The organism is Paraburkholderia sp. BL10I2N1, from assembly GCF_004361815.1.
Lineage (GTDB): Bacteria > Pseudomonadota > Gammaproteobacteria > Burkholderiales > Burkholderiaceae > Paraburkholderia.
The window spans coordinates 3,790,975-3,805,882 of the sequence record NZ_SNWA01000001.1 but is presented as its reverse complement, the minus strand read 5'-3'; the positions used below and the strand labels follow the sequence as shown (position 1 = coordinate 3,805,882).

Here is a 14,908-nt window from a genome sequence, read left to right as displayed (position 1 = left end):
GACCAAGGTAACGAGCCGCACTCAGCCGCTTCCCCGACGGCTGAGTGACGAGGTTCAGGTCGGCGACGCGGGTGCGGCGTGGGTCGTCCCGCCACCATATTCCTGTTTCGCCTCGTCGGGCCGGTTGAGCAATGCCAGCGCCGCTGCCGTCACGTGCTCAGCCGTGAGACCAAAATGCTTCATGATTTCCGCGCCTGGCGCGGAAGCCCCAAAATGATCGACGCCGATCACTGTTCCCTCGTCGCCTGCCCAACGCGCCCAGCCAAATGTCGCAGCGGCCTCGACCGTCACTCTTTTCTTGAGCGCCGAAGGGAGAATCCTTTCGCGGTAGGCATCATCCTGCGCGGCAAACAGATTCCAGCCCGGCATGCTCACCACGCGCGCGCTGACGCCGTAGCTGGCCAGCTTTTCCTGCGCTTTCATGCACAGGGAGACTTCGGAACCCGAGCCGATCAGGATGACATCCGGCCTGCCGCCCTCAGCCTCGGAAAGGATATAGGCGCCCTTGCTCACATCCGCGTCGACCGAGCGGCTGCGATCGAGATGGGGAAGATTCTGGCGGCTAAGGGCAAACAGCGTCGGCCCGTCATGCTCGATAGCGACCGCCCAGGCTTGCGCTGTTTCCGTCGCATCCGCCGGGCGCAGCACGTTGAGCCCGGGCATCGAGCGCAAGCCGGCCAGATGTTCGATCGGTTCATGCGTGGGACCGTCTTCGCCTACGGCCACGCTATCGTGCGTGAAGACGTAGAACACCTTCAGCTTGCTCAGTGCGCCAAGGCGAATCGACGGCTTCATGTAGTCAGAGAAGATGAGGAAGGTCGCGCTGAACGGCAGTATGCCGCCGTGTGCGGCCAGTCCGTTGACAGCCGCGCCCATCGCGTGCTCGCGCACGCCGAACGCCAGATTCCTCCCGGCGTATCCCCATACACCGTCGACGGCGCCCTGAATCGCTGGACCACCAGCCTCGGCCGGCTGGAAGTTGCCTTGCCCTTTCAGGGCGGTATTGGTGGAGGGATTCAGATCCGCCGAGCCACCCAGCAGATTGGGGATGCGCTTCGCGAGCGCATTCAGGACCTGCCCACCCGCGGCACGGGTGGCGAGCGGTTTGTCCTGTGCGCTCCAGGCAGGCAGGTCGGCTCGCCAGTCGTCCGGCAACTTGCCGCTGATCATCCGGTCGAGCTCCGCCGCCTCCGCTGGAAACGCCGTTCGATAGCCGGCCAGCCTTGCTTCCCATGTAGCCTGGTGTTCCGCCCCCTTGTCTCCCACCTCGCGAAAGAATCTGACTGCGTCTTCAGGCAGAAAGAATTTTTCCGTGCTCGGCCATCCGAGGGCCTTCTTCGCCGCTACCAGTTCTTCTTCGCCCAGAGGGCTGCCGTGGGCTTCGAAGCTGTCCTGCTTTGCCGGACTTCCATATCCGATGCGTGTCCGCACAATGAGCAGGGAGGGGCGGTTTGCCTGCTGCCGGGCTTCTTCGATGGCGCTGGCGATATCTTCAGTGTCGTTGCCGCGTTCGACATGTCGAATATGCCAGCCGTACGACTCGAACCGCTTGCCGACATCTTCGGTGAACGTGAGGTCTGTGCCGCCGGCGAGCGAGACGTGGTTGTGATCGTAGAGAAAAATCAGCTTTCCGAGCTGCAGATGGCCCGCGAGCGAAGCGGCTTCCTGACTGATGCCTTCCATCAGGTCTCCGTCGCCGCAAATGCCGTACGTGTAGTGATCGATGATCGTGTGACCGGGACGGTTGAAGCGGGCCGCGAGCCACGCTTCAGCAATTGCCATGCCGACTGCGTTCCCGAAACCCTGCCCGAGCGGACCGGTTGCGACTTCCACACCGGGCGCATGCCCCCGTTCCGGGTGACCGGGCGTCTTGCTGCCCCATTGCCGGAAGCGCTTCAGTTCATCGAGCGGCAGGTCGTAGCCGGTGAGGTGCAACAGGCTGTACAGGAGCATCGAGCCGTGACCTGCCGACAGGATGAAGCGATCGCGGTCGAACCAGGCCGGGTCTTTCGGATTGAACCTGAGGAATTTCGTCCACAGCGTGTACGCCATGGCAGCGGCGCCCATGGGCATGCCGGGGTGTCCGGAGTTGGCATGCTGGACGGCATCGGCAGACAGGAAGCGGATGCTGTTAATGCATAGTTCCTGGATTTCCTGCGTTTCGGAAGTAGTCACGTCACTCTCCTTATGGGCGTTGGGCTGGCCGGCACCATGACATTTGACGACCAACGCAGGTGAGACGCAACCGGCAACTCGATGCTTCGCTCACAGGAGGGACGATACGGCAGGGACGATACGGCAGGGACGATACGGCAGGTCCGTCTTCTCCATGAAACTCCTTGACGCGGGATTTGCACCGTCAACGATTGCCAGGCGTGGCGCTGATCGGAAGGGAGCCTGATTCGGCAAGAACGCACATGACTTTTCACGATTCGTTATTTCCTTCTTGCGTGCCGCTCGCCTACGCTTGGAAGATCGGCGCGTGCGCCCACCGCAGCTGCACGAAATGTCAGGTCGCAACACGCAATGGAGATGTCCATGACTGAACAACCGGGTCGTACACGCCTCGCGTGGATTGCCGGCGTCGGCGCGAGCGCCGGACTGGGTGCCGCGCTCGCGCGCCGCTTTGCCCGCGAGGGCATGACCGTTGCCGTGACGGCACGCTCTCGCGAGCGGCTCGACATTCGGCGGTTTCCTGTTCGCCCGGGCGGCGCTACCTCCGCTGCTTGCCACCGGCCATGGCTCTCTGCTCTTTACGGGTGCAACCGCGTCGCTGCGCGGCCGGCCGCCGTTTACGGCGTTCGCTTCAGCTAAGGCTGGCTTACGCTCGCTCAGTCAAAGTCTCGCGCGGGAATTCGGTCCGCAGAACATCCATGTCGCGCATGTGGTCATCGACGGTGGCATCGACGGTGAGCGTCTACGCTCGTCCACGCCACAGCGGGTAGCCGAACGCGGCGAGGATGGTCTGCTGCATCCCGCCGATATTGCCGACGCGTACTGGCATCTTCACCAGCAGGCGCGCAGCGCATGGTCACAGGAGATCGATCTGCGGCCGTTCAACGAATCGTTTTAATTCACCAGTACGTTCCGCCTTGCGGGCGATAGTATCCAGTCGTCCAGGTCACTCGATGGAGATCGATTGAGATGTCACGTCAGCTACGCCTCGGCGCTTTCATGCGTCCCACTACCATCCACACCGGCGCGTGGCGCTATCCCGGCGCGTATCCCGACGCCAATTTCAATTTCGCGCATCTGAAGCGTTTCGCGCAGACCCTGGAGCGCGGCCGCTTCGACGCCTTCTTCATGGCCGATCACCTTGCGGTGCTCAATATGCCGGTTGAGGCGCTCAGGCACAGTCATACGGTGACGTCGTTCGAGCCGCTTACGCTGCTGCCCGCACTCGCCGCGGTCACCGAGCGGCTCGGCCTGATCGCAACAGCCTCTACGACGTTCGACGCGCCCTATCACGTGGCCCGGCGCTTTGCGTCGCTCGATCACATCAGCGGCGGCCGCGCCGGCTGGAATCTGGTCACCACGGCGAATCCCGATGCCGCGCTCAATTTTGGCCTCGACGAGCATGTCGAGCACGACGAGCGCTACCGGCGCGCGCGCGAATTCTTCGATATCGTGACAGGCCTGTGGGACAGTTGGGCCGACGACGCGTTTATCCGCGACACCGAAACCGGTACGTTCTTCGATCGCGGCAAGCTGCATGTGCTGAACTACAGGAGCGAGCATTTTTCGGTGCGTGGCCCGCTGAATATCGCACGGCCGGTGCAGGGCTGGCCCGTGATCGTACAGGCGGGATCGTCGGAAGCCGGCCGTCAGATCGCCGCCGAAACCGCCGAGGTGGTGTTCACTGCGCAAAGCAACCTTGCCGACGGCAAGCGCTTCTATGCCGATCTGAAGAGCCGTATGGAAAAGCTCGGCCGCTCCCGCGATCATCTGAAGGTGCTTCCGGCCGCGTTCGTCGTGGTTGGCGACACGCTGGAAGAGGCGCAGGAAACGCGCGCGCGGCTCGATACTTTCGTGCACTACGAGAGCGGCATCGCCTCGCTGTCGATTGCTCTGGGGCATGACGTGTCCGGCTTCGATCCGGACGGTCTGCTGCCCGAGATACCTGAAACCAATGCGAGCCGCACGGCGCGGCAACGCATCGTCGAATGGGCGCAACGCGATGGTCTGACGATTCGCCAGCTCGCGCAGCGCGTCGGCGGATATTCAGGTCTGGAGATGGTGGGCACGGCGGTCACGATCGCCGATCAAATGGAAGAGTGGCTGGAGGAAGAGGGCTCGGATGGTTTCAATGTGATGTTTTCGCATTTGCCGGCTGGCCTCGACGACTTCGTCGATAAGGTCGTTCCAGAGCTGCAGAAGCGTGGCATTTTCCGCCGCGAATACGAAGGCGTGACATTGCGCCAGAACCTTGGTTTGGCAAGGCCCGCAAACCGCTTCTTCGATGCCGGGCCGTAAGCGTTCGCGACATTCGGCGCTACGCGATGAGGGTTTGACGCATTCGTCCAGAAGCAATCCACGAAAGCTTGTTTGCGATTTCAGTTTGGAATGACTAGATTCGATGGGACAGCGTCAAATTGATGGAGGTCGAATCATGACAAACGCAACGGCTCTTATTCTGGACGGCCTTCGGCATCCCGCTCGCACCGTGAGGAGGCATTGGACGGCGCGCGACGTCAACGCAGTTTCCGGTACGGCTGATCCGGCGCCAGACGCCACAGATGTGCGCCATTCGCCTGAGCGGCTCGAGCGCATTGCGGCTTACGCGCGCTGTGGCTATTTCCATATGGACTACACCGCCGGCATGTTTGTCGTTCCGTTGGACATCCCGCCGGAGTGAACAGCCCGGCGAGTCGACGCGTCGAACAGGCGGGAGTCGAATGAGCGGACGCACCCGCATCGCCGGCTCTGACGCGGGGCTCATTCCCTCCGCATGTTATTTTTCATGAGAAAGAATGTGAGGGCGGCAACCACGAGGGCTAGCGTGCCACCAAAAGCAGCGATGTCACGGGTACCGTCCCAGGCGACGGCCTCGCGCAGAAAGAGGACCGAGAGAACAGCAATAACGACGCTAACCAGATTTCCTTTGAGATCCTCAAGATTATTGACTTCCAGCCATTTCGGTAACGGTAGCTTGTCATCGATGAACAGCGAATAGAGGCCAATACTGATGATGTAGACAGCGATGGCAATCAGAAATACATCGACGGCCTCAACTATTCCAACGGCGAATATTTTGGCCGACTTGGTCGAGACAGCGCCGTTCCGGACTGTATCGATGGCGTTCGAGGATAAGACTGTCGCCTCATACAAAATCAGCGCAATAGAACCCAAAAACGTCCCGATAACGGGAACGAGCATGATGTAGCGGCTTGAAGCCAGGATACGTCGCAGCATCGGGGGAACCTCCCTTCGCAGGCGGTTGAAATTCTCCACAGAGGGGAGTTGTAGAAAATCGTCGACCTCATGGAACGCTCTATAAGCCGCTTGCACGACCTCACTGAGTCATATTGGATCACCTCAAATGCCGGGTGTTGTCCGGGACTGCCCCTTGCCGCATGCTCCTTTGGGCACCCCTGACTTGATTATCAACCCGGAATCCTGATCGCTGCATTTTCATTAGCACCGTTCAGATAACTGTAGCGAATCGGCGGTGGAAGTAGCTCCGTGACGAAGCCCACGACCGGTTGACGCGACTCTCTGCGCACTGGTCGCCGCCGGTCTTCATCCGGGCTTCGCGGGCGCAGAATGGGCACGGCAACAATGCCGATGGTTGGTCGTTGATGGTCATGCTAGGATTTCTCGCAAACCACCATGGAGACCGCTATGCCGTATATCTGCGAAAACGTCGAATGTCGCGCGGTGCTGGCCCGCAGGCAGGTCAGATCCATTCGCGAGGACGAAGGGTGGTGCTTCTACTGCCCAGACTGCAAAGCGCGTAACGAGTTGAGCGACATTGGCGTCCCGGGCGGTCCTGCTGAGCTGATTCAGCCGCAGAGATCTGGTCTCCCGCACAAGGTGATTGCAACCGCTCGACCATTGGAGGACGGACGGTACGTGGCGCAATTGCGCATACAAAGGGCACTCGGTATGAAGGGGACTTACGCAGCCGAGGAGCGTTGGGACCAGCTCGGTACATTCTCTGACGCACAAGAGGCCGTCGCACATGCGAAGTCCGTCGCGGCAGAACGACTGGGCTAGAGTGCTCTCCCGGGTGGAACGCGCCGGACCACCCGCGTGCAGCGTCTGGATGCTGCCGCCGACCAGCAACGAGGCCGGGACAGGGTGTTGCATCATGCTGCGATTCCTTCAGAGGGACGCGGGCTGCCCTGGAACCCCGGCGGCATTACCCACCGATATGGCCCGTGACGATCGCGGGCCATATCTGTTTGTGGGCTATGACTGGTAGCCCGGATCGACAATCGTCCAGTCAGCCGCTTTCGGCAACCGTTCACGGAGGTGTCTGATGCACTGCGCGAGCTTCGAGGTCGTCGAATGTGAGGGAGGCAACCGGGGCTCGCTATTTCGGTCTTCCGACCTGCTGGATCAATCGTGCCGGCAACGTCTTTGAGGAGATGGGGCAGACGCCAGACTGGGAGTTGCATGCCGTTGACAGACTCGTGCGGTTGTTTGATGAGCCCGTTACAGAAAGTGAACACGCGGATTGATTGTTTCAATGTCCGCATGTAACCCCTGACGGAATTCGCAATCGAGGTCCATTGCTCTGGTTTTGACCTATATTGATTCCGGGGCCGACTCCAGGAGGACACTCATGCACTTCCTCGATCTTGAACGCACCGGAACCGGGAAACTCACCGCCGCCTGCGGCTCGATTGCCTGGCATTCCCGTCTTTGCACGCTGATGATTGCCGCGATTGCAACAACGGCATGGCAAGTTGCAGGGGCTGCAAATCTTGAACCGCGCACGGTTGGTCAGATCACCTACCTGTGCGGTGGTGTAGGTCAGGACGAACAGCAGGCGATGCGCGCTCAGGCTGGAAATTTTGACAGAGGGCTGCTATTCACACAGGGTTCTCGTGGCAAGTACCTGGCAGGTGTCGATGTCAGGCTCACGCTCAATGGTGAGGAAGTTGCCTCGTTCAAGGCTGACGGCCCACGCTGCTTTATTAGTGGGCCGGCCAGTACGTACCAGGTCACCGCGACGTACAACGATGTCCAGAGGCGGACACCTTTGTCCCGAGGTCAGAGGAACGTACACATGCGGTGGTAGCCAAAATTCAACAAAAATACCTCGTGGGGCCTGGTTCGTTCTGCCGGGGCAGATTACGCGTGGTCTCGTGCGTCGGCAATGAGACGCATGGCCGCCCCTGCGTCGCCGATCCTGTCGATCGCGAGCAAGGCGAGGCGCGCGAGATACAGTGGCGCGTGCGCTTCGCCGAGTTCTGTCATGGTCTTGCACAGTTGCGTATAGACGGCGTCAAGTTCGCTGTCAGTCATGGGTTTCTCCTGTTTCGTGCGAATGCGTTCACGAGAGTGCATGGTCAATGGCCGCCCGAATCTGCGCGACCGTCGCTGACTGCCATCGCGCAAGCACGTGTCCGTCCGGGCGGATCAGATACACAGTGCCGACCTTCGCGCCATATAGCGTGAAAAGCTGACCTGTATGGTCCCAGCCATAGTCGTTGCGCGCCTCGTCATTCCGACGTGCGGAGATGGGAACCAGCGCGAAGGGCAGTGCTTTGCCGTTGACTGCGGGGGAGAAATTCTCGAACGAAGAAGGAATCGTGCCGTTGTCGCTGAAATAGAACGCGGTGAAGCCGGGATGCAGCGCATCGGTCAAATGCGCTTCAGTCGCATGACCCTTGCTCATGATCGTGACAGGGCATTCAGGCAGGATCGCGCCGGGCGCGGGACCCGCAGCGAACGCATCGGGTGTCGCGTCAGCCACGTTCAGGCTCGAAGCGCTGTAGGTGATCGCGGACGTCTGGCGCGGGTTGATCAGCGAGCGCAGCGGCGGATGATTGACCGCCAGGCTCAGCACCGCCTTGCGCATCAGGTCGAACGCGAAGGACGGCGGCGCCATGAACTCGGTGCTCTTCGTGCCATAGCTGAGGTTCTCGTGCGTTGCAAACACGCGTTCGGTCGAGTAGCTGTCAAGCAGCGCTTCCGAAGCGAATTGCCTGATGACGTACGCCAGTTTCCAGGCAACGTTGTCGGCGTCGTCAATGCCGGAGTTGGCGCCACGTACGCCGAAGATCGGTACCAGGTGAGCGGCATCTCCCGCGAATAGCACCCGACCGTGGCGATAGTGCCTCAGGGTCAGCGCGTTAGCCTTGTAGATGGTGATCCAGATGGGCGCCCACGCGCCGTGCTCGCCCATCATGTCGAGCAGGCTCTGCACACGGGGAATGACGTTTTCGGGTTTGACGGCCTGTTCGGCGTCTTCGCCGTCGCGCAGTTGGTAGTCGATGCGCCAGACGTTGTCGGGCTGCTTGTGTACCAGAACAGTCGAACCTGGATTTGACGCTGGATCGAAATACGCGAGCCGTTCGGTAGGACGGTTACTATCGAGTTCGATGTCGACGATGACATAGCGGCCTTCGTAACTCGTGCCTTCCAGCTTCAAATCCAGCGCATCGCGGATCGTGCTGCGGCCTCCGTCACATGCGACCACCCAATCGGACTCCAGCCGGTAGTCGCCCTCGGGGGTGGCAAGGCTGAGCGTTGCGCCGTCCGCGCCCGCGTCGATAGCGGTGACGCGTGTCTGCCAGCGGATGTCGATCAGGTCGGCGTTCTTTTCCGCCGCATCCAGCAGAAACTGCTCGATGTGATACTGGGCCAGGTTCACCATCGGCGGCAGCTTCTGGTTCTGGTCCTGTGGCATGGTGAAATGCAGCACTTCGGCGTCGCGATAGAAACTGCGTCCGCCTGTCCACGGCAGGCCTTTTTTCAGAAATCCGTCGAGTGCGCCAAGGCGCTCGATGATCTCGAGGCTGCGTCGCGAGATGCAGATCGCGCGGCTGCCGTAGCAGACGGAGTCGTCGGCCTCGATCAGCACGGAAGCGATGCCGTGGTTCGCAAGGCCGAGCGCAACGGCGAGTCCGACCGGGCCCCCGCCGACGATCGTGACGGCCCGACGTTTAGCATCGGTTCCGTTATCGAGTTCAGGCATGCGCGCGGCGTAATGCTTTGCCGAAAATGGATAGGGCTTGAATTCAACGCTCATCGTCTCTTCCTTAAACGGGCTTGCGCGTCGACTGGATCGGCAATACAGCGACAACAAGCGCACCGGTCACGAGCAACGCCGCCGAATACAGCAGGCCTGCCGAAAAACTATGCGTAACATCCTTTAACCATCCGACGACCACAGGGTTCAGCGCCGAGCTGATATTGCCCACCGCATTGATCACCGCGATGCCGACAGCCCTCGCCCGGAAGCTGAGGGCGTGATCGGGTGTGGTCCAGAAGATGGACATGGCCGTGTACGACCCCGCCGACGCCAGACATACACCGAGCATCTGCGCGACCGGATGGGTGGACCATGCCGTGCACAACCAGCCCGCGGCCGCGAACAACAGAGGCAACAGCAGGTGGTATTTGCGTTCCTGCCGGCGATCGGAACGGCGGCCCCACCAGATCATTGCAACGATCGTCCAGATTTGCGGGATCGCCGCGAGCAGGCCGACCGTGCGGTTGCTTGCGCCGGCGCTGAAGCTCTTGACGATCAACGGCGTCCAGACCGCGACCATGGCGAGCGTGTTGACGAGGCAAAAGTAGGCGAGCGCGAACTTGAGCACCGTCGGCGACGCCAGTTCGGCCATGAGATTTTTGCCTGTTTCGTTCGCCTGTGGCGCCGGACCGGTACGGTGTTCGGCGGCGAGCGTGCGCGCCAGCACATCCTTGTCTGTGGCCGTCAGCCACGATGCTTTCTGCGGCGAATCGTCGAGATAGAAGTAGACGATCAAGCCCAGCAGCGCGGACGGAAATCCTTCGAGCAGAAACAGCCATTGCCAGCCTTTGAGGCCAAGCGTGCCATCCAGTCCGAGCACGAAGCCGGAAAGCGCCGAGCCGATCGCCGCCGTGACGGGCATCGCGATCATGAACAGCGCATTGGCGCGTGCGCGGTAAGCCGCGGGAAACCACAATGTCAGATACAGCAGCATGCCGGGCAGGAAGCCCGCTTCGGTGATGCCGACGAGAACGCGAAGAAAATACAGCGTGCCGGGACTCGTCGCGAACATCGTTGCGGTGGAGGCGAGACCCCAGGCAATCATGATGCTGCCGATCCATTTTCGTGCGCCGATGCGGGCAAGGACGATGTTCCCCGGGATGCCGAAGGCGATATAGGCGAGGTAGAAGAGCGTCGTCGCGAAGCCGAACTGGGTGCCGCTCAGCCCCAGGTCTTTCATCATCGTCAGGCCGGCGAAACCGATGTTGATCCGGTCGAGAAACGAGAAGAAGAACAGCAGAAAGAGGAACCACAGCAGGCGCTTCGAGACCTTGCTGACGACGGGTTCGTGCTGCATCGACAGGGCGCTGGCCGACGGCAGCGTGCCATCGATGGGGCCTGATGCGGCCCGGAGTGTTGGGTCCATTCGGTTTGTCTCCAGAATTGGTTTTTTGTGCCCACGGCGCGACAGGCGCGGTACGACTGCATGCTCCCGTCAGCAACGGGCCAGGGCATTGCGCGCAGTATGGAGCGACGAACACGGGGCGCTGTCCTCAATTTGGGTACAGAGGAGGCGCGACGCTCGCGGGGGAGTGCATTGAAAAGCGGAATGGTTTCGTCGGAAGAATGCTTATGCGTTGCCCGGGGAGAGGCAAAGCGCGAATAGCTGGCGTTGACTGGAGATACCGAGGCGTTGATAGGCGCGCTTCTGGTAGGTGACGACACTGGAAGGCCTGATGCCCATCGTATCGGCGATTTCTGCGGCCGTACATCCTTCGAGGACGCCACGCAAAACGTCCAGTTCGCGCTTGGATAGCGCGGGACAGAGACCACGTAGCGTGGCGAGCATCATCTGTGGGATGCCAGGCTGATTCCGGCCTGAAAGCGCGTAGTGGTGCCTGGCTGCGTGACTGATCAGCGGCGCGAGCGCTTCAATCAAGCCGATTTCAGCGGGCTGGAAACTGCCTGCGCTGCTGTCGCGGTAAAGATTGATCGACAGCCAGATACTGTCGGCCGGTTGCACGAGCAAGGAGAGGCGGTCCGAAACGTTCGGCTGCGAATAGCACGCGAGACGATATCCCTCGTGGTGAATATCCTCACTCGTCTGCTGATGCAGGACGAGCGCTGAGCCGTGTGCTGTGGGACGGCTTTCAGAGACAATCTTCTGGTTGCCGTCGAGCGTGTAGAAGAGACGCGCATACGTGTCTGCGACATCGCGCAAAAAGCGCCCGCCGCGATGATCCGCGACCGACACGGTTCGCGGACGATTTCCGAACTCGTATGCGAATACGGTGCACTGTGAAATCGAGGCCACCGTTTCCAGCGTCTTCAGTATCTCGGCCGCGAGCGCATTGACGTCGGTGTGCCCGATCGACGCGACGAGGCCCGTCACGCGTGAGAGATCGAGTTGCCCCGTGAGTCCGGGGCGGTCCAGACGCCAATACCGCATGATCGAATTTTCGCCAGAAGCCCATGAATTCAAGGATTTTTCAGCATAGCACCCGGCGATCGGGCGGTCAAAACGGGTGATTCCGGATGAACAACGTGCCGATAGCGCTGCATGGAACGTGTCGCTCGGCTTGCGCGAAGCGCCCGGTCAACGCGACGCCATGCTGGCACTGTTCAGGAAGAACCGCCCAGCAGTGCTGGCGGAGAAGGGATGAATCAGCTACGAGGCGGTTGTCGACGTATCGGACTTCGGGACGATTCCGACACCGCTCGGCAATGACACGTTTGCGGTAATCGAACGCTGGGAAAGCCCCGAAGCATTGAAGGTGCATGCGACCTCTGCGCATATGGCTGAATATGGACGCAATACGAAACCGTTGCTCGCGAGCCGTATCATCAACGTGCTTCGAGCCTGCTAAAGGCGGCGGTTTGCAGCGCCCCCACGTTGCCGGGCAGAGGAGGCGGGAGGCTGGGTGCATCATAGAAGTGGCTTCGAGAATTCAGACAGTTCGTTGAGTGGAAAAGCTGGGGGGTGAGTCGGCCATAATGGCCGGCAACAAGGAACCAGAAGATGACGAAACGAAACCGACGGACCCACTCACCGGCGTTCAAGGCAAAGGTGGCCCTGGCGGCGCTCAAGGGCGACAAGACGCTGGCAGAACTGGCCCAGCAATTTGATGTCCATCCGAACCAGATCACGGACTGGAAGAAGCAACTGCAGGAGCGGGTTACCGATGTGTTCGAAGTGGGCGGCGCGGCGCCGTCGGCGCCGCCAGTCGACGTGAAGGTGCTGCACGCGAAGATCGGGCAATTGACGTTGGAGAATGATTTTTTAGAAAGCGCGCTCAGCAAGGCGGGACTGCTGGGCGTAAAGCGATGATCGATCGTGATCACGCTCTACCGGTGACACAGCAGGCCCGGCTGGTAGGCATCAGCCGCTCGAGTGCCTATTACCAATCGCGTGGGGTCAGCGAAGCGGATCTGAAATTGATGCGCCGGATTGACGAGCTTCATCTCGAGCATCCATTTGCAGGGGCACGAATGCTGGCAAGGCTGCTGCGTCGCGAAGGCATCAAGGTCGGGCGCAGACACGTCAGCACCTTGATGAAGCGCATGGGCGTCGAGGCGTTGTATCGCAAGCCAAACACGAGCCGCAAGCATGCAGCCCACAGGATCTGGCCGTACCTGCTGCGCCACCGCAAGATCGACCGGGCCAATCAGGTCTGGGCGCTCGATACGAGCTATATCCCGATGGCGCGCGGCTTCGTATATCTGACGGCCGTAGTGGACTGGGCGAGCCGTCGGGTGCTAGCACACCGGGTGGCGATCACGCTGGAGAGCTGCCATGCCGTCGAGGCGCTGGAGGAAGTGTTTGCGAAATACGGCCTGCCTGAGATCGTCAACACGGATCAAGGCAGCCAGTTCACCGCAACCGAATTCACCGACGCGGTGCTCAGCCGGAACGTTCTTCTGTCCATGGATGGAAAGGGCGCCTGGCGTGACAACGTGTTCGTCGAACGGGTGTGGCGAAGCGTCAAATATGAAGAGGTCTATCTGAAAGCCTACGACTCGGTCAGCCACGCCCGCCGCTCAATCGGCAATTACCTGAACTGGTATAACCAGAACCGGCCTCATTCCAGGCTGGCCGATCAGACACCGGATGAAGCATACTTCGCCACGCTGCCAGCGATAAAATCGGCAGCTTGATTGCCTCAGCAATTCCACTTAAAAACTCGCTGATCCTGTCCGAACGAACGAGGCCACCTCTGGTGACGCCAAGAAGGTCATCGAGGATATGGTGAAGTTTGTGTAGCCTTACCCTGAACACTGCAAAGGCAGAAGCGACGGTGCAATGACGTAAAGGATGGCGGGACGCGCCGCGAAGGTGGATGGATTTGCGATTCATAGCTCATGCGACTGCCCCGGGATCGAGTTGTTTTAGAAGGCAGTCACCGTTCGTGACCGTCCGATAGTATCGAGTCTATAGCTACTAGTAGATCGTTGCATCAAAGTCGTTAGATATTAAGCCACGCCGAGGTCGACCTTTTTCCAGCGGAAGACAACCGGTGAGGCATTGAATTCCTCGATGCCCCTCAGAATGCGCTCCTTCAGTTCATCGATCGATTTGACCCGGATGTGGCGAAGGAAAGTGCGGGCCATTTTGGAGAAGGTGCATTCGACCAGATTAAGCCAGGAGCCATGCTTGGGTGTGTGAACGTACTCGAAGCGCCCGGGGCGCGAGGCGAGATAGGCCATGGTCTGCCTGGAGATGTGGGCCGAATGGTTGTCCAGCACCACGCGGATGATGGCCTCGCTCGGATAGTACTCGTCCAGGCGCTTGAGCAGCGCGATGAACTCCACACTGCGGTGGCGGTCCTCGACGTTGGCGAAGATGTGACCCGAGTGCAAGTCGATTCCGGCGAGAATCGATACCGTGCCCCGACGCACATACTCGTAGTCGCGCCCGACGGTTGATGCCTTGCCCGGTACCGGGGGCAGATCCGGCGCGGTCAATCCGATCGCCTGAATACCCGGCTTCTCGTCGACGCTGACGGTATAGATGGGGTTGGGTCGCGCATCATGAACGGCGCCCTCCCGGTAGATCGAGACATCCCGGTAGACCATCAGGACTTCCTGCATCTTGCGGTCAAACTCCGGGTCCCGTTTTTCCAGGTAGTAGCGAATCTTGTGGGGCTTGATCTCGTTCTCGTTGAGGATGCGCCACACGGTGCTCTTGCCAGCGTTGGCCAGGCGAGCGAATCCAGCGGCCTCGGCTCCTTCAGATACAAACCGCGCCAGTGCGGAGATGCTCCACAACTCGGCCGCCAGGCCCTGATCCTTGGGCTTGGTGCACGCGATGCTCACCACCCAGGCTTTGGCTTCATCGCTGATCTCGGGTTCATGCGGCCGGTGGTACCTGTCTTTCAAACCCGCTTGCACACCTGCTGCCAGCGCCTTGTCAACGCTGCGATAGATCATCGGACGACTGAACCCGAGCTGGCGTTGCAGCTCCGTGATCGAAGTGCCCGCGGCGTAGCCCAACAGCACCTTCGCCCGTTCGACTTCGCGCGCGGGCGCTGTCCTCGATCCAGCAAGTTCCTTGAGCGTCGTCGTCTGCTCCGGTGTAAGCACCAGCGCCGCACGTTTGGACTTCCTCGCCATCGTCACCTCCGTCAAGAGTTGCGAACGAAACGAGGCTATTATCGCTTATTTAGTAACTGTATTGATGGAACGAACTACTAGCCATCCGGCACAGACTGCGTTCGAATGACCGCTTCGAGGTGTGCCTCGGACGTCCGGGTGGCCGTGCTGAAG

General features: G+C 60.5%; 13 protein-coding genes and 1 pseudogene. 7 read left to right on the top strand and 7 right to left on the bottom strand.

The genetic code is table 11. The annotated features are described in order from the left end of the window. Positions 1 to 54: 54 nt before the first annotated feature. Positions 55 to 2,175, bottom strand: a complete 2,121-nt coding sequence (gene tkt / locus B0G77_RS17615; protein WP_133663255.1) for a transketolase — start codon at positions 2,173 to 2,175, stop codon at positions 55 to 57. A 357-nt stretch (positions 2,176 to 2,532) separates the two neighbouring features. Between tkt and B0G77_RS17610 the strand changes: the two are divergent. From B0G77_RS17610 to B0G77_RS17600, 3 genes and pseudogenes are all read left to right on the top strand, one after another. Then, positions 2,533 to 3,073: pseudogene (locus B0G77_RS17610) on the top strand (SDR family NAD(P)-dependent oxidoreductase). Between the two features lie 71 nt (positions 3,074 to 3,144). After that, positions 3,145 to 4,473 (top strand): LLM class flavin-dependent oxidoreductase, encoded by a 1,329-nt coding sequence (locus B0G77_RS17605; protein ID WP_133663254.1) that lies wholly within the window; start codon positions 3,145 to 3,147, stop codon positions 4,471 to 4,473. Positions 4,474 to 4,609: 136 nt separating this feature from the next. Further along, on the top strand, positions 4,610 to 4,855 hold the full coding sequence (locus tag B0G77_RS17600) for a hypothetical protein (protein WP_133663253.1): 246 nt from the start codon (positions 4,610 to 4,612) through the stop codon (positions 4,853 to 4,855). 80 nt (positions 4,856 to 4,935) lie between these two features. Here B0G77_RS17600 and B0G77_RS17595 read toward each other — a convergent pair whose 3' ends face one another. Further along, the gene (locus B0G77_RS17595) at positions 4,936 to 5,412 is read right to left on the bottom strand and encodes a YqhA family protein (protein WP_133663252.1); all 477 of its coding nucleotides are present in this window, start codon (positions 5,410 to 5,412) and stop codon (positions 4,936 to 4,938) included. Positions 5,413 to 5,841: 429 nt separating this feature from the next. Here B0G77_RS17595 and B0G77_RS44295 point away from each other — a divergent pair, with 429 nt between their 5' ends. Next, positions 5,842 to 6,216, top strand: coding sequence for a hypothetical protein (locus tag B0G77_RS44295; protein ID WP_133663251.1), 375 nt, complete (start codon positions 5,842 to 5,844; stop codon positions 6,214 to 6,216). Between the two features lie 661 nt (positions 6,217 to 6,877). Further along, positions 6,878 to 7,246 (top strand): hypothetical protein, encoded by a 369-nt coding sequence (locus tag B0G77_RS17580; RefSeq protein ID WP_133664192.1) that lies wholly within the window; start codon positions 6,878 to 6,880, stop codon positions 7,244 to 7,246. A 53-nt stretch (positions 7,247 to 7,299) separates the two neighbouring features. On the opposite strand, the gene B0G77_RS43255 is transcribed toward B0G77_RS17580, so the two are convergent. The 4 genes from B0G77_RS43255 to B0G77_RS17565 all read right to left on the bottom strand — a co-directional run bounded on the left by B0G77_RS43255 (position 7,300) and on the right by B0G77_RS17565 (position 11,594). Continuing rightward, positions 7,300 to 7,473: a hypothetical protein gene (locus tag B0G77_RS43255; RefSeq protein WP_166656173.1), complete on the bottom strand. Its 174-nt coding sequence runs from the start codon at positions 7,471 to 7,473 to the stop codon at positions 7,300 to 7,302. A 28-nt stretch (positions 7,474 to 7,501) separates the two neighbouring features. Continuing rightward, positions 7,502 to 9,202, bottom strand: a complete 1,701-nt coding sequence (locus B0G77_RS17575; RefSeq protein WP_133663250.1) for an FAD-dependent oxidoreductase — start codon at positions 9,200 to 9,202, stop codon at positions 7,502 to 7,504. 10 nt (positions 9,203 to 9,212) lie between these two features. Next, entirely contained in the window at positions 9,213 to 10,571 is a 1,359-nt protein-coding gene (locus tag B0G77_RS17570; RefSeq protein ID WP_133663249.1) for an MFS transporter, read from the bottom strand. Between the two features lie 204 nt (positions 10,572 to 10,775). After that, positions 10,776 to 11,594, bottom strand: a complete 819-nt coding sequence (locus B0G77_RS17565) for a LuxR C-terminal-related transcriptional regulator (protein WP_133663248.1) — start codon at positions 11,592 to 11,594, stop codon at positions 10,776 to 10,778. Positions 11,595 to 11,670: 76 nt separating this feature from the next. Between B0G77_RS17565 and B0G77_RS44290 the strand changes: the two genes are divergently transcribed. After that, complete coding sequence (locus B0G77_RS44290) at positions 11,671 to 11,808, top strand: hypothetical protein (protein WP_243751037.1); 138 nt, start codon at positions 11,671 to 11,673, stop codon at positions 11,806 to 11,808. Positions 11,809 to 12,164: 356 nt separating this feature from the next. Continuing rightward, positions 12,165 to 13,300 (top strand): IS3 family transposase gene (locus B0G77_RS17555; RefSeq protein ID WP_133663247.1). Its coding sequence is split into 2 segments (ribosomal slippage): positions 12,165 to 12,420 and positions 12,420 to 13,300, totalling 1,137 coding nucleotides; the frame shifts between segments, so codons are not numbered across the junction. 315 nt (positions 13,301 to 13,615) lie between these two features. Here B0G77_RS17555 and B0G77_RS17550 read toward each other — a convergent pair. After that, complete coding sequence (locus B0G77_RS17550) at positions 13,616 to 14,755, bottom strand: IS630 family transposase (protein ID WP_133660551.1); 1,140 nt, start codon at positions 14,753 to 14,755, stop codon at positions 13,616 to 13,618. Positions 14,756 to 14,908 lie beyond the last annotated feature (153 nt).

Excerpts from the sequence above, each read along its gene's own strand:
- B0G77_RS17570 (WP_133663249.1), bottom strand. The coding sequence starts at position 10,571 with ATGGACCCAACACTCCGGGCCGCATCAGGCCCCATCGATGGCACGCTG.
- B0G77_RS44295 (WP_133663251.1), top strand. The coding sequence starts at position 5,842 with ATGCCGTATATCTGCGAAAACGTCGAATGTCGCGCGGTGCTGGCCCGC.
- B0G77_RS17575 (WP_133663250.1), bottom strand. The coding sequence starts at position 9,202 with ATGAGCGTTGAATTCAAGCCCTATCCATTTTCGGCAAAGCATTACGCC.
- B0G77_RS17595 (WP_133663252.1), bottom strand. The coding sequence starts at position 5,412 with ATGCTGCGACGTATCCTGGCTTCAAGCCGCTACATCATGCTCGTTCCC.
- B0G77_RS17580 (WP_133664192.1), top strand. The coding sequence starts at position 6,878 with ATGATTGCCGCGATTGCAACAACGGCATGGCAAGTTGCAGGGGCTGCA.
- B0G77_RS43255 (WP_166656173.1), bottom strand. The coding sequence starts at position 7,473 with ATGACTGACAGCGAACTTGACGCCGTCTATACGCAACTGTGCAAGACC.
- B0G77_RS17550 (WP_133660551.1), bottom strand. The coding sequence starts at position 14,755 with ATGGCGAGGAAGTCCAAACGTGCGGCGCTGGTGCTTACACCGGAGCAG.
- B0G77_RS17605 (WP_133663254.1), top strand. The coding sequence starts at position 3,145 with ATGTCACGTCAGCTACGCCTCGGCGCTTTCATGCGTCCCACTACCATC.
- B0G77_RS17600 (WP_133663253.1), top strand. The coding sequence starts at position 4,610 with ATGACAAACGCAACGGCTCTTATTCTGGACGGCCTTCGGCATCCCGCT.
- B0G77_RS17565 (WP_133663248.1), bottom strand. The coding sequence starts at position 11,594 with ATGCGGTATTGGCGTCTGGACCGCCCCGGACTCACGGGGCAACTCGAT.